Genomic DNA, 14,937 nt, shown 5'->3' with positions numbered 1-14,937 from the left:
CGGTGACTGACTGCTCGCGGCGGGCGCGAATCTGGGCGATCAGTTCACGGATACGACCACTTTCGTCAAAGCGGGCGTGATCAAACACATCCCGCAGCAGATCTGACAACGCCTTGCGGTTGCGGGCCAGGGCCTTGCCGCTCAGCACCAGATAACCAGACAGTGACTGCACGTCATCCACCGCACCGCGGGCGGAAACCGAGGCGCCGATGCCGCCGGTGCAGGCCGAAATGCGATCCTGCATCTGCAGATAACCCAGTTCGCCACAGCCCACCTCGGTCAGGCAGGTGGTGTACAGCGGCAGCAGCAATAACTCCTGCTCACTGAGCTCCGGCAGATTGAAGATGGCCTGCTCGTAGACCAGGCCATTGGTGCCCTGGGCGTAGATTGCGGCGGGGAAGGCATTGGCCTTGCGCCCTTCCACGTGATGGGTTTTCACCGGTACGTCGGTGAGGTCCACCTTGGGCAGGATGGAATCGTCGTCTTTCTGATGCTGGCGGGCTTCCAAAGCTCGGGCCCGGTCAATAATCTGTTGTTTGTCGTCGTCGCTGAGCCGGGCCTTGCGCTGGGCAAGCGCTTCGCGAATGGCCTCCTGACGCCGGTTTTCCAGCTGCTGATCCGGACGCAGGGTCAGCGTTACCCGGTGCGGGTTATCCAGCAAAAGCTTGCGGATCAGCCCCGGCACATACCCCGGATCCTGTATCTTCTCGCGCATGGACTCCAGCACCGGCTCCAGATCCAGCAGGGCAACGGGGTCTCCGCCGTGCACCATTGGCGAAATGGCACTCATAATAAGCTGCAGACCATAGGGGAAACTGTCACCGGCAATTTCACGCTGTTGCAGCTCCAGCTGGTGAACGATAGCTTCCAGGCGGTCTTCACTGACGCCCTCTTCCACCACGCTCTCCAGCACTCCCTCGATCAGTGCTTCAAGATCTTCGCGGCGATCAGCTTCACTGCCCTCAATGCCGCAAACGAAGGTCATTTCCCGGTTAGAGTCCTCAAGGCCGCACATGGGCGACGGCGCAGTGCCAAGATCCGTGGTTTCCAGCGCCCGCATCAGCGGGGAGGCACTGTTTTCCAGCAGCACACTGGAGACCAGCTGAGCCTCGAGATTCTGTTCCAGATCAAAACTGTGGCCCAGCAGCCAGCCCATGACCATATGGGTTTTCTTCTCGACCGGCTCGCCTTCGCTGACCGCATAGGCCTGTTCCACCCGCAGCGGCGCAAACAGGCGTTTTTCGTCTCTCACCGGCAGTTCGATATCCAGCGCGTCAAAACGCGACAGGGCCAGATCCTCAAAACGCTGATGATGCTCGCTGGCCGGAATATCGCCATAGGTGGCGAAAATGGCGTTGCTGGGGTGGTAATGATGCTTGTAGAAGGCCACCAGATCATCGTAATCGAGATCCACGATATGATCCGGCTCTCCTCCACTGTTGTAGTGATAGGTGGTGGTGGGGAACAGGTGACTGGACAGATTCTGCCACAACTGGGAGGTGGCCGAACTCATGGCGCCCTTCATTTCGTTGTAGACCACCCCCTTGTAAACCAGCGGGCTGTCCGGATCTTCCGGCTTCTCAAACTCGATCCGGTGGCCTTCCTGGGCAAAATCCAGCGGATCAAGACGGGAAAAGAACACTGAGTCCAGATACACACCCAGCAGATTCTCGAAATCCTTCCGGTTTTTGGAGGCGAACGGATAGGCGGTCCAGTCACTGCTGGTAAAGGCATTCATGAAGGTGTTCAGGGACCGGCGGATCATCATGAAGAACGGATCCCGCACCGGAAACCGCTCACTGCCACACAGGGCGGTATGCTCCAGAATATGGGCGACTCCGGTGGAATCCATGGGGAAGGTCCGCAAGGCCACGAAAAAGACGTTTTCGTCGTTGTCTGCCGCCATGTGCAAATGGCGCGCACCGGTCTTGCGGTGCACATATTCTTCCATGGTCAGATTCAGCGCCGCAATCGGGTGGCTGCGTAACTTTTCAAAGGCCGGATGCACACTCTGATCATTTTTTGCGGTCATTCGGTGGTCCTGTCTGGCAAAATAGATTTCATGTGGAGATTATCACGGTGTGTGTTCAAGCCTGTATACGGCTACCGTTTTGATAAGATCTGCACTGTATATTCGTTAAACGTAGGATCTGTGTTTATTCTCTCTATGATGGAGGCGGTGCGGCCGAATGAAAAGCCCGCACCGCGAAGTACCTGATCAAAAGGATGCCAGTACCCATGTCGAGCCCACTCAGTCAGTCGGTCAGTCAGACAATCAGTCAGACATCGGAACAGGACCGGACAGCCGCCGGCGCGCCGGCAGTGCAGGCTCGTCCCAAGGTGCCTGACTCCCGCGACTACCATGCCGAGCGGCGGCGCTACCTTGCCCGTGCCCGCAAAAACGCCGTTCTGCAACAGCATTACCTGGCTCGTCTGGTGGTTTACCTGCTCCGTCGCTGCGCCTGGTCGTTCGGCTTTTTCCCGGTGGTGCTGGCAGCCTGGTTGCCGCTGGTGCTGGCCGGATTCAATCCGGTGGTTATGGTGCAGCAACTGATACCTCACCTGCAGGCTTTCGTTTCTTCCAATCCCGAAGTCCAGGCCCGGACCCTGGACAACCTCATGGTCGGGTGGGTATCTATCGGCCTGTTCTTCCTGCTGTTTGATATCATCATTACACCCTTCCGCTCACCGATTCAGCGGGAGGCAGACATCCATATGCGAGCCTGGTCACAGAGCCAGGGTATCGTCCCCCCTGACGAAGTGTGATCTGACTGGCATTCAGCAACATTGGTGTAACCTTTTGTAAGTCAGGATACGACATCCGCGGTAAACTTAACAAAATGTTACCCGGCACCTGACCGACGGCTCCGTCCTCCAGGGTGCCAAGACCAGATTCGGGGGAATGCCAGATGACCATCAGGAACGCACTACTGGTCGATGATTCCAAAGTTGCACGATTCACCCTGAGCAAACTGCTCAAGAGCAGCAACCTTGAAGTCGCCATGGCCGGGTCCGCCGAAGAGGCTCTGGACCTGCTCAGCAACAGCGACCGCCCTGATGTCATCTTCATGGATCACCTGATGCCCGGCATGAATGGTATTGAAGCCGCCCGGGCCATCCGCAACAATCCGGCCACCGCTGATATACCCATTGTGATGTGCACGTCCGGCAAGTCTCCCGAGTTCGAGGAAAAAGCCCTGCAGATGGGCATAACCGAGATACTGTCGAAGCCCCCGGCACGGGATGGCGTCACCAGAGTGCTGGAAAAACTGGCGGCGATGCCCGTCGCCGAACCCCGGCAGCCCGGACCGGCAGAAAGTGTTGAGCCGGCAAACGATCCGGACATTCCCCTGCTGACCGCAGATCAGGTGGCCATGGCCGCCCGCGCCGAAGTCAAATCCCAGATCAGCGAGCAACTGCATGAACGTCTGACCCAGCTGTTTGACGAGCAGATCAGCTATCTCCGCCACGACCTCGGCGAACAGGGTGGACTACATACCAGCCTGCTCAACGACAAACTGGACGCCCTCGAAGCAATCCTGGACAACCACCACAAAACGCTTCAGGAGGCGGTTACCCGGGAAGTGGGCCGGCAACTGGAGCAGGCTCTGGCCGTCGTCCGTCGTGACCTTCTCGCCAGCACCCAACAGCTGCTGACGGAACGGCTGGACGAACTGACCCGGCAGGCTGAAAGTCGCCGCGAGGCAGACCTGGAAATGTGGCAGACACTGCAGGCTGACACTCTGGTTCAGGCCAGCGAGGCGGCCCGCCAGCAGGCGGAACAGATCGCCCGTCATCTGGACGAACTGGCCAGCAACCGGCGCCGTAAAGGCTCACGAGCCCTATGGACCGGTGGCCTGATTATCAGTGTCAGCGCGCTGCTTGCGGGCACAGCATGGCTGTCCGGGTGGTTGGGCTGATCAGGAGTTCACGCTGACCGCTCTTCTTTTGGTAGAATGCGTCTCATACTCCGACTGATATCGCCTTTTGCCTTCCGGAAGCCTTCATGAATCACCTGTTTGTCGACAACCTGACCGTCATTGACTTTGCCTACCTGGACCGTAACCGCGGGCTGGTGGGCGAAAGCTGGATTGCCGACGTGGTGCTGGGCGGCGAACTGGACGAACAGGGCATGGTGTTTGATTTTGGCCACGTCAAACGGACCATCAAACGCATCATCGATGAACGCGTTGACCACCGGCTGGTGGTTCCCCAGGGCTCTGTGGCTCTCGAACATCAGGAGGAAGACCGCCCCGGTGAGCTGACCTGGCGCCTGGCCAACGGCAGCTATCTGCGCCATGAAGGCCCTGAAGAGTCTGTGGTGATGGTGGCAGGAGAGACCGTGGTGCCCTCCCAGGTTGCCCGCCTGCTGGAGCGGGAGCTGAAAGCGGTGCTGCCGGCCAACGTCACCGAAGTCACCGTGAACCTGCGGGAAGACCTGATCGAAGGCCCCTACTACCACTACGTTCACGGCCTCAAGAAACACCTGGGCAACTGCCAGCGCATCGCCCACGGCCACCGCTCACCGATTCGAATCGACCGCAACGGCCGTCGCGACAGCGATCTGGAAAAACAGTGGGCCAGGCACTGGCAGGATATCTATATTGCCAGCCGTGAGGACATCAGCCAGACCTGGACCGATGCCGATGGCATCGACTACATCCGCTTCTGCTACGAAGCCAACCAGGGCGAGTTCACCCTGACCCTGCCTGCCCGCCGGGTGTGGATGATGGATACCGACACCACCGTTGAGCTGATCGCAGCCTATCTGGCGGACAGCATCAAGGCCGAACATCCCGGTGACCAGATCATGGTGAAAGCCTATGAGGGCGTGGGTAAAGGGGCCATAGCGGTCCGCTGACCGCGCCCTTCGGCTCTTCGACAGGCTCCGAGCTCAGGGTCAGGGCGAACGGGTACTGGACGCCGGCCCCGCTCGTCCTGAGCCCCACTTCCCCGTTCGTCCTGAGCCCCAATTCTCCGTTCGTCCTGAGCCCGTCGAAGGACGCTAACTCCAAGGTCCGGTGATCACACCCTTCGACTCTTCGACAGGCTCAGAGCTCAGGGTGAACGGTTATCGGGCCCGGGGCAAATGGGCTCCAATCAAATCTGGCACACCTTTCGCACAACACCTCATAACCAGCGAATTATCGCTACCAACTGCAGATCATTGCCGCCTTTGCTGCGCGGCAGGTTGAACGAGGTGTTCCATGCAAGCCCAGCATCATCATCAGCTCTCCGATTCCCAGAAGGCCGAGGTTGCACGGCTGGTCCTTGAGGCCAACCTGGCCTATGGCGAGTCCAACCACCCACAGCGCCGGTTTGTCGAGCGCACCCGGGCGCGTCAGTCCTGCCGCTCGTTGCTGGGCGAGGCCCTGGCACGACAGCCGCAACACGCCGGAGCACTGGGGCTTCTGGGTCGGATTGAAATGGACGATGGTGACCTGGACAGGGCAGAAAGCCTGTTCCAGAGCAGCCTGCAGCAGAATCCGGAGCAGCCCCAGCAATACGTGAACCTGGGTTACTGGGCCCTGAAGAGCGAACGCCCGGCCAAAGCTGAAGGCTACTTCAGGCAGGCGCTGGAGCTGGACCGGCAATCTGCCGCCGCCTTCTGCGGCATTGCCCACGCCAAACGTGAGCAGGGCCAGTTTGATGTGGCCTATTTGCATTACCGCAAGCTGCTGGAGACCGGACTCGACTGGCCTTCTGTCTACAGCGGCATGCTCAGCTGCGCAGCCCGCATCAACGTGCACAAGGCTGATGAACGGCTGGCACTGGATGCCATTGCCCTGCTGCGCCGGGACGAACTGCCCCATCAGCAGATCGGTCGTTTCTGCGCCAGCATTCTGCACCAGCAGTATGATCTTGATGATCCCAGTGCCCAGGTCTTTCTCGAAGCCGCCGCCGAAGATGAATTGCTGATTCTTGCCCTCGAAAAAACCCTGATGCCGGACCCCGCCATTGAAGAGCTGGTGACCCTGCTGCGCCGGGCCATTCTCAGTGAAGTGGCACAGACCGTGGAACTGCGCGACCAGCTTCACGGCCTGACACTGGCCATTGCCCGCTATGTGGATCGCACCGGCTACGCCATGGTGGCGGAACAGGATGAAGAATCGCTGATCCACGCCATCAACGACAGCATCACAGCCCAGTGCGTGATGGGCGATCCCCTCGAAGCCCTGGCTGGCTCGGTCATGGTCAGTGCGCTCTACGGGGCGCTGTTCCATCAGCCATTCGCCGTTCATCTTGGCCAGTGGTCACTCACGGACTGGCCGGCCCTGACCCAACCGCTGATGGCAGCCAGCTATTACGACCGGGCCCGGGACGAGGCGGTAAAACAGAATTTTGAGGAAAAGGCGGAGGAGCTTTGCCTGGACAAGCCCGACGTACCCCAGGCCTGGCCGAGCTGGAATCACCTGGCCTTCCACACCGAGAGCAGCCTCAGAACCATCATGGCGCAGACCCTGGGCCATGAACCGGGCGCTCTGCCCGACACGATCCGGATGATGATCTGTGGTGCCGAATCCGGACAGCGAGCGCTGGAGCTGGCTCGTTATCTGGACGACGTCGAGATCATTGCAGTCGATGAATCCCTGGCAAATGTGGCCACCGCCACTCGCCGCGCCGAAGAACTGGGGCTCAATAACATCGTATTCTGGCCCTGGTCCGTCACCCGCCGGTTTGTGGCGGATGGCCATCAGGTGCACTGGCTGGAGATCGGTCGACTGCCATCCGGTGCCATGGATGACCTGTCACTGGCGGCGCTTATCAACGACGCAGCAGCCCGCGGCGCCATCGTGCACCTGCACACGGCTATTGCCGAGCAAACCCGGGGCGATGCCCATATCCGCCAGCTTGTGGCCGCCCACCAGCTTGCCCCGACCCGGACGACGCTGCGCCAGTTGCGTCGTATGGCACTGAACAACCGTGACGACGCCCTGTGGCAGGAGTTGCTGAGAGAGGATGACTTCTACGGCCTGGGTGGCTGTCGCGACCGCTGGTTCCGGCCGCAGAATCCGGATCAGCTGAAGGACCTGATGGGGCTGGTCAGCAACGAGGTGGACTGGAAGCTGATCAAGGCAACCGATCAGGACGGTCACAGCCTGTCGCTGGCGCCGGTCGCCCGCCAGATCCGGGCAGAAGCCCTGGGCAGTCAGGTCCAGAGCCTGGTGGGACAGCCGCTGTCGGTCTATTTCACCCGGCGGCGCTGAGCTCAGCCATCGTTTGCCATGGATGGCGACGGAGACTTGCCTGCCTCTTCTCTTAAACGTAGGGAATCAGTGACTCGCCGTACAGGTGCAGCTCTTCGAGTATGTGGCGCTTTTCAGGCGCAAGGTCAGGGTCTGCCGCCAGCTGTTGCAGGGTTCTGAAATACGCCTCCAGTGACCGCCAGCCCTTCTTGGGCTGCATCAGACGCTGCTGCCGAAAGGCTTCCCAGCGCTCCTGCTCTTCCGACATCAGGCTGTCCGGATAATTTCTGGCGCGGTAACGGAACAGCATTTCCTGCAACCGCTCATCCTCAAAGCGGATCTCCTGTTCGCCCAGTGTGTCCGCTGGCTGTTGCAACACCCAGTTCAGTTTCTCGCGGTCGGTAGTGCTTATAAACCCACCGGCATACAGCTGCTCGTCCGGATCGGTAAGATCGCTTTCCCGCTGCTGATCGAATGCCTCGGCAATGCGTGCGGCCAAATCCGGCACCTGCCTCAGCCTGGCCAGGTGTTGACGCATCAGGTCGCCGTCCAGCTCCAGTTCCGCCAGCCTTTCCGCTGACAGGGTTTTCAGCATGGTGGCCGGCGCCAGTACCGGGCATTTGTTGAGCTGCACGCCTTTCAGTGCAAACCGGCTGACCCCTTCCCCCAGTTCCGCCTGAGAGGTGAAGACCCGGGCCCGGATCTGCTCTGGCGTGGCCTGCAGCAGCTCACCGGGATCCTGACGGAGATCGTACACGATCACCAGATTCTTGTTGGTGGGGTGTTCCGCCACAGGCACCACCAGGGCACAGCAGCCACGGCTGGCAGGGTACTTGGCCGACACATGGAAGACCGGCTTCATGGCCGCTGTATCCAGCATGCTGCGGGCGGAGTGCTTGTCCTTGTTGTTGAGCACAAACTCGAACAGCCTGGGGTGCCGATCCCGGATCAGCCGGGCCATGGCAATGGTAGCCTCAACATCTGACATGGCATCATGAGCCTGCTCGTGGCTGATGCCATTGGCCCTGGTGAGCTCTTCCAGCCGGAAAGAGGGTGTCCCGTCCTCTTTCCGGGGCCATTCAATACCGTCAGGCCGCAGGGCATAGGTCAGCCGCACCATATCGATGATGTCCCAGCGGGAATTGCCGTTCTGCCATTCACGGCCATAGGGGTCCCGCAGATTCCGGTACAGGGTGTGACGGGTAACCTCATCATCGAACCGCAGGCTGTTATAGCCCACCACGCAGGTACCCGGCTGGCTGAAGGCGTCATGGATACGGCTGATAAATTCCGCCTCCGGATAGCCGTCGGCCAGAGCTTTCTGGGGCGTGATGCCGGTAATCAGGCAGGCCTCCGGCGACGGCAGATAGTCATCCGTGGGTTTGCAGTAAATGACCAGCGGGTCTTCAATGATATTGAGGTCAGCATCGGTACGAACGCCGGCAAACTGCGAGGGGCGGTCATGGACCGGGTCCACGCCGAAGGTTTCATAGTCGTGCCAGTAGAAGGATCGAATCACGCCAGGGCTCCGGTCGGGGGTAACAGGTCCGGTGGTCAGAAAAGTCGCAGTGTACCAGTTTCGGACTGGTAAGGATTAACCGTTATTTTTGCGGGGTTTTACAATGCCATGAATCATCCGGTGAGGTTTCGCTGTATCATCAGTCCCACTGATTTCATGCAGCCTGGCAGCCTGGTAGCTGACTGAGCTGCGGTCAGTCCGGGTGGGCACAGATCTGCCCGGGCTTGCTGTTCCGCAATGGACGCAAAACCTGCCTGGAAGGCTTTGCCGTTTCCCCATGCGAGTCACCTGATGAAAACACGTGTTCTGATCTGTGACGACTCGGCCATGGCCCGCAAGCAGATGGCCCGCACCTTGCCGGGCGACTGGAATATCGCCATAGAATACGTCACCAACGGCCGGGAGGCGCTGGAGCACCTGCGATCTTCCCGCACCGATCTGTTGCTGCTGGACCTGAACATGCCAGAAGTGGATGGCTATCAGGTACTGGAAACCATTCGTACCGAAGACTTGCCCGTCATGACCATTGTGGTATCCGGCGACATACAGCCCGAAGCCCGCAAACGGGTTCTGGCCCTGGGTTCCATTGATTTTATTCGCAAACCCGTGGACAAGAGCCTGCTGACCCAGCTGCTGACCCAGTTCGGCCTGTATCAGCCAGACCCCACCAGGCCTCAGCCCCGGGGCACCATGGATCAGTCTGCCGACGCCAACCCAGAGCCTGGCACTGCCAGTATCGGACTGTCCGATTTCCTGCAGGAAGTCGCCAACGTGGCCATGGGCCAGGCCGCCGATCTGCTGGCGCGCCTGCTGAACGTGTTCGTGAAGCTGCCAGTTCCCAGAGTAACAAAGATCTATCGGACCGAACTGAGCATGGTACTGGCGGCAGCCGCTGAACAGCATGACACCTACTCGGCTGTATGCCAGGGGTTTACCGGTGCCGGTATGGCCGGCGAGGCACTGTTGCTGTTCTCGGATTCCAGCATCAAGGACATGATCGATCTGCTGGGCTATGGCGAAGTGGATTCCGACGCCCTGGATGTGGAAGTGCTGATGGACATGTCCAGCATTCTGTTCGGAGCTTTTCTGCGGGGGGTTGGCGAGCAGATGGACATTCACCTTGGCCTTGGTCAGCCAGTGGTGCTGGGCCGGCATCGACGGGTCGAGCATCTGATCGAGCACCATAACGAACGCCAGGAAAGACTGATGTGTATCGAAATTCCCTACCGCCTGGAAGGCTACCGGATTGAATGTGACCTGTTGGTGTTTCTCACCGAAGAGTCCATTCATCAACTCGAACAAAACCTGCATTTCCTGACGGAGTAATCCCATGGCCAATCAACTGTCCGGGGCAAACGAAGACGACAGCGCCGCCGCCTACCATTCGCTGGCAAATCTGCTGGAGTCCATTGAGGTGGGTCTGCTGGTGATGGATCTGGACTACCGGGTTCAGCTCTGGAACGGGTTTATGGAAGGCCACAGTAGCGTAACCGCCAGCCGCGTTCGCAATCAGGTGCTGTTCGATGTGTTCCCGGAACTGCCGAAGGAATGGCTGACCCGCAAGATCCAGTCGGTGGTCATGCTCAACACGCGCACGTTTACCTCCTGGGAACAACGCCCCTATCTGTTCCGTTTCCGCAATACCCGGCCCATTACCGGAACCGAAACCTATATGTTCCAGAACCTGACCATCAGCCCGCTGACCGACACCCGGGGCCAGGTCACCCAGGTGTGCCTGATGATCTACGACGTCACTGACATCGTCACCGGGCGCAAGGCGCTGGAGCACGCCAACCAGCAACTGGAACGACTCAGCAGCACCGATCGTCTGACCGGACTGTTAAACCGGGGAACCTGGGAAAACCTGCTGGACGCCGAGTTTGAACGCTACCGTCGCTACGGTCACCATACCGTATTGGTGATGTTCGACATTGATCACTTCAAACCGATAAACGACACCCACGGTCATCTGGTGGGTGACGAGGTGATCCGGGAAGTGGCAGAGATCAGTCGCCACGCCCTGCGCCAGGCAGACCGGATCGGGCGTTATGGCGGTGAGGAATTCGCCATTATTCTCCCGGAAACCGACATTCAGGGGGCGCTCAATATCTGCGAGCGTATCCGCGAAAGCATCGGACAACTGACTATCGAGACGGAGGACGGTGCTATCCAGTGTACCGTCAGCATGGGCCTGTCCCAGCTCGATCACGAACCCCAGAACTACATGGAGTGGTTACAGCAGGCGGACGATGCCCTGTATCACGCCAAGGAAAATGGTCGTAACCAGTCCGTGGTCTACAGCAGTGACATGGGCTGAACAATGGCACCGTGCTGACCGCCTCAGGATTCGGGGCGATTCGACAGCCACACACTCTGATACGGCTTCAGGGTCAGGCTGCCGGAGAGATCGTCCAGCTGCACCCCGGAAATCAGATCTACCCACTGGTCAGTACCGATCAGGTTGATATCGCTCAGGGCCACCTGCTGCAATTCACTGCTGATGTTGTGAATGCAGAACACCGATTGGTCCCGGCGCATGCTCTGGCGCCAGAAGCCGAAAATCTGCAGTCCGAGATGCAGGGTAAACTGGGTGGCATTGGGGTGGAACGCGCTCTGATGACGGCGAATCGCGATCAGCCGTCGCAGCTGGCTGAACACCTGACTGTAGTGACTGAGGGGATTGGCCAGTTCTGCTGCCAGCCTATCCAGCTGCCACTGGCCCCGGTTAATGGACCGCAGCCGGCCGGTATGCTCCATGCGATCGTAATCATTACCGGTTCCGAACAGGCTGTGAATATAGAAAGCGGGAATCCCCTCCAGCGCCAGCATGATGGCGTGGGCGCACAGAAAACGTTGCAGCTGCCACTGGTCGGGGCCGTGCTGCTCGGTGCCCTTGAGGGCATCCCACAACGCGATATTGATCTCATAGGGCTGATTGATACCGCTGGACAGACGGCGGTAGGACACCTTGCCCCCGAACTGTTCCATGGTGCTGATCAGCGCCTGCTTCTCCTCATCGGTCAGCAGACCATCGGTGGGTCGCATCCCGATGCCATCGTGGGAGGCAATGAAATTGAGATAGGTGGTCCCCATCTGGGCTGGCGGCATGCTCATCAGCCAGGTTTTCAGATGGCGGCAGTTACCGCTGGCCAGGGTATTGATCAGCAACGGCGGCAATGAGAAGTTGTAGATCACATGGGCTTCATTGGCGTTGCCGAAGTAAGTCAGATTTTCCCGGTTCGGAACGTTGGTCTCGGTGATCAGCACCGCGTCCGGGTTGTGGTGCTCCACCAGCAGCCGCAGAATCTTGATCAGCTCGTGGGTTTGCTGAAGGTGAATGCAGGGGGTCCCCGGCTCCTTCCACAGAAAGGCCACGGCATCCAGCCGGAACATCTGCACGCCCTGATCCAGGTAATAACGGATAATCTGCACGAACTCCAGCAGCACCTGTGGATTGGCAAAATTCAGGTCCACCTGATCCTCACTGAAGGTACACCAGACGTAACGTTCACCATCTGCTGTCATCACCGGATTCAGTAGTGGCGATGTCCGGGGTCGTACCACATCGCCAAGATCCAGTTTCGGGTCAGCCTCATAGAAGTAATCCTTGCCCGGATGCTCCCGCTTGCGAAAGTTCTCGAACCAGCGGCTGCGGGCGGACATGTGATTGATCACCAGATCTGCCATCAGTTTGTATTCTGCAGCAATCGCCCGGATATCGCTCCAACTGCCGTGGGATTCATTGACCGCCAGGTAATCCATGACCGAAAAGCCGTCATCGGAACTGTAGGGGAAAAACGGCAGGATATGCACCGCGCTCACGGTATCCTGCAGACAGTCATCCAGAAAATGATGCAACGTATGCAGGGGCTTTTCATCCCCCCGCTGCACCGAATCCGCGTAGGTGATCAACAGCACGTCACCCTCATCCCAGTTGTTCTGGTGGGCCGGCGGTCCCTTGGCGTCCGCGGCCAGACCCATGGCCTGAATCAGTTCCCCGGCCAGCCACCGGGTATCCAGGGCCGGATACACCTGATCCAGCATGCCCGCCAGTTTCTGCATCAGCTCGCTGTTCATCAGGCAGATTCCTGTCCAGTGCGGCCGTCCCGGGCCGGGGCTTTCAAAATCGGATCGGTCCACCCTTTGCGGCTCATGGCGCAAACTCCCGGTTGTCCGCTTCCACCGCGTCGTACATTTCCTGCATCAGGTCCGGAAGCGCGCTGGCAACCCGGCTCCAGCTGGGAATAAAGGGCGTGTCCATGGGGTTATCCAGGAAATAGCTACCTGCCCGCATCACATTCTGGGCAAACAACTCCACGGATTTCTCCTCCTTGTGGCGGTCAAAGCTCAGGCCATTGATGACCGCATCGCTTTGATAGGTCTCGATAAAATCCAGGGCGATCCGGTAATAGGTGGCCTTGATGGTGCGGAACTTCTCGTTGGACAGGACTTCCCCGTTGGTGGCCAGTTTGCGGAACAGGGCCTTGGAAATATCCGTGCTCATCTTCGACAGGCCCTGGCTTGCGTCCTCCGCTGACAGGTCCTGATGCTTGTGGTCGTAGGTATCCGCGATATCCACCTGGCACAGGCGATTGGTGGCGTAATTGCGCTTCATCTCGGACAGCACACCCACTTCCAGCCCCCAGTCGCTGGGAATACGCAAATCATTGATTACATCGGTGCGCAGGGAGAACTCTCCGGCCAGCGGATAACGGAAGCTGTCGAGATAATCCAGGAAGTCACTGGGACCACAGACCTTTTTAAGAGCCCGAATCAGCGGTGTGACCAGTAGCCGGCTGACCCGGCCATTGATGCTGCCATCCGCCACCCGGGCGTAATAGCCTTTGCAGAACATGTAATTGAAGGCCGGGTTGGCCACCGGATAGATCAGCCGCGCCAACAGGTCCCGGGAATAGGTGAGGATGTCGCAGTCGTGCAGGGCAACAGATTTACTCTTGCCGGACGCCAGCACATAGCCAAAGCAGTACCAGACATTGCGGCCCTTGCCCATTTCGGTGGGCGCCAGCCCCTGCTCCCGCAGTTTCAGATCGATGGCACGCAGGCGGGGGCCATCGTTCCAGAGCACCTTGACGTGCTGGGGCAGTTCCGAAAAGTACTCCAGAGCGTGTCGGTATTCCTGTTCGTTGGCGCGATCCAGTCCGATCACAATCTCGGCCAGATAGGGCACCTTTGCCAATTCGTGAACAATATTTTTCAGCGCCGGTCCCTGCAACTCCGAATACAACGAAGGCAACACCAGAGACATGGGACGGACCCGGCTGAAGCTGACAAGTTCCTGCTCAAGATCGTCCACCGGGCGGCGGGTCAGATTGTGCAGCGTAGTGATGATGCCGTTCTGGTAAAAGTCACCCATGACGGTTCTCCTGTATGTCGGGCGATGCACCCGGACAAGGCCGGTACCGGATCAGTGGTTGCTGTCCTTGAGAATGCGCAACACGCACTCATTCCAGCCGGCCGGCCCGGGCTCTCGGGAGCGGATTACCGGCTTGTCCGGTGGCAGCTGGATCAACCCGGAATTCACTCCCTTGATGATAACTGCAAGGTCCGCGCCAGCCAGCATGGCCTGATCATTGGGACTGTCCCCCAGTGCCACCGAACGTGTGCTTTCACCACCGGGCAATGCCCGCCATCGGGCCATCAGCATGGCGGCACCGTCGGCCTTGTCGAACTGACCCATGACATGCAGAAAGCGACCCCCTTCCAATAACTGCAGGCCCACGGCCGACAATGCCGTGCGAAAGCGCAGCAAGGACAATTTGTCACCCAGCCACAGCAATGGTTCCGTGGCCTGCCGGTCTGCAGCCCGGGCTGCACTGGCCGGGTCCAGCCCTGTGAGATCTGACAGCTCGGCTACCAAAAGATCATTGAATCCGGTGAACCGAAAACCCTTGCCACGGAGTATTTCCAGCTGCTCCAACACCTCAGTGCGGGAACAGCCGGTGGGCAGGACCTGCTCTGGCGCGGGTCCGAAGTAGTTCTCGGGAATGACAACGACGGCGCCATTTTCGGTGATGTAAGGATGGTCGTTGCCGAGTTCGGACCGCAATGAGCGAATCTCGCTGGCGGTTTTACTGGAGTTGATGACCAGCGGCCATTGTCGCGCAGCCAGGGCCGCCAGCGCTTCGCGTGCCGGCTGCCAGCTGTAGGTTTGATGGTCCAGCAGCGTGCCATCAAGATCGGTAAAAAAGACCCGTTGCGGGCAGTTCATGA

11 protein-coding genes are annotated in these 14,937 nt (G+C 59.2%); 6 read left to right on the top strand and 5 right to left on the bottom strand.

Annotated elements, in window-relative coordinates; all coding sequences use genetic code 11:
• Positions 1-2,032 (bottom strand): insulinase family protein (locus AAC035_RS01005; protein WP_339799115.1); only part of this gene is annotated, 2,032 nt, incomplete at its 3' end.
• Between the two features lie 206 nt (positions 2,033-2,238).
• Here AAC035_RS01005 and AAC035_RS01000 point away from each other — a divergent pair.
• The 4 genes from AAC035_RS01000 (at position 2,239) to AAC035_RS00985 (ending at position 7,208) form a co-directional block, all read left to right on the top strand.
• Positions 2,239-2,766, top strand: coding sequence for a hypothetical protein (locus AAC035_RS01000; RefSeq protein ID WP_339799113.1), 528 nt, complete (start codon positions 2,239-2,241; stop codon positions 2,764-2,766).
• Positions 2,767-2,909: 143 nt separating this feature from the next.
• Positions 2,910-3,920 (top strand): response regulator, encoded by a 1,011-nt coding sequence (locus tag AAC035_RS00995; protein ID WP_339799111.1) that lies wholly within the window; start codon positions 2,910-2,912, stop codon positions 3,918-3,920.
• An 86-nt stretch (positions 3,921-4,006) separates the two neighbouring features.
• Positions 4,007-4,861 (top strand): 6-carboxytetrahydropterin synthase, encoded by an 855-nt coding sequence (locus AAC035_RS00990; RefSeq protein WP_339799108.1) that lies wholly within the window; start codon positions 4,007-4,009, stop codon positions 4,859-4,861.
• Between the two features lie 346 nt (positions 4,862-5,207).
• Entirely contained in the window at positions 5,208-7,208 is a 2,001-nt protein-coding gene (locus AAC035_RS00985) for a tetratricopeptide repeat protein (RefSeq protein ID WP_339799105.1), read from the top strand.
• Positions 7,209-7,260: 52 nt separating this feature from the next.
• On the opposite strand, the gene sbcB is transcribed toward AAC035_RS00985, so the two are convergent.
• A complete protein-coding gene (gene sbcB, locus AAC035_RS00980; protein ID WP_339799103.1) occupies positions 7,261-8,706 on the bottom strand; it encodes an exodeoxyribonuclease I in 1,446 nt (481 codons plus the stop codon).
• 291 nt (positions 8,707-8,997) lie between these two features.
• Between sbcB and AAC035_RS00975 the strand changes: the two genes are divergently transcribed.
• A complete protein-coding gene (locus AAC035_RS00975) occupies positions 8,998-10,032 on the top strand; it encodes a response regulator (RefSeq protein WP_339799100.1) in 1,035 nt (344 codons plus the stop codon).
• Between the two features lie 4 nt (positions 10,033-10,036).
• Entirely contained in the window at positions 10,037-11,023 is a 987-nt protein-coding gene (locus AAC035_RS00970) for a diguanylate cyclase (protein ID WP_339799097.1), read from the top strand.
• 23 nt (positions 11,024-11,046) lie between these two features.
• On the opposite strand, the gene AAC035_RS00965 is transcribed toward AAC035_RS00970, so the two are convergent.
• From AAC035_RS00965 to AAC035_RS00955, 3 genes are all read right to left on the bottom strand, one after another.
• Positions 11,047-12,783 carry an alpha-amylase family glycosyl hydrolase gene (locus AAC035_RS00965; protein WP_339799094.1) on the bottom strand — a complete coding sequence of 579 codons (1,737 nt, stop codon included), beginning with the start codon at positions 12,781-12,783 and terminating at the stop codon, positions 11,047-11,049.
• Between the two features lie 73 nt (positions 12,784-12,856).
• Positions 12,857-14,080, bottom strand: coding sequence for a glycosyl transferase (locus tag AAC035_RS00960; RefSeq protein ID WP_339799091.1), 1,224 nt, complete (start codon positions 14,078-14,080; stop codon positions 12,857-12,859).
• Positions 14,081-14,131: 51 nt separating this feature from the next.
• Entirely contained in the window at positions 14,132-14,935 is an 804-nt protein-coding gene (locus AAC035_RS00955) for an HAD-IIB family hydrolase (protein WP_339799088.1), read from the bottom strand.
• Positions 14,936-14,937 lie beyond the last annotated feature (2 nt).

It is taken from the genome of uncultured Marinobacter sp. (assembly GCF_963974375.1).
Classification (GTDB): Bacteria; Pseudomonadota; Gammaproteobacteria; order Pseudomonadales; family Oleiphilaceae; genus Marinobacter.
The sequence above is the reverse complement of the archived record's forward strand: the minus strand, read 5'-3'. Positions and strand labels throughout refer to the sequence as shown.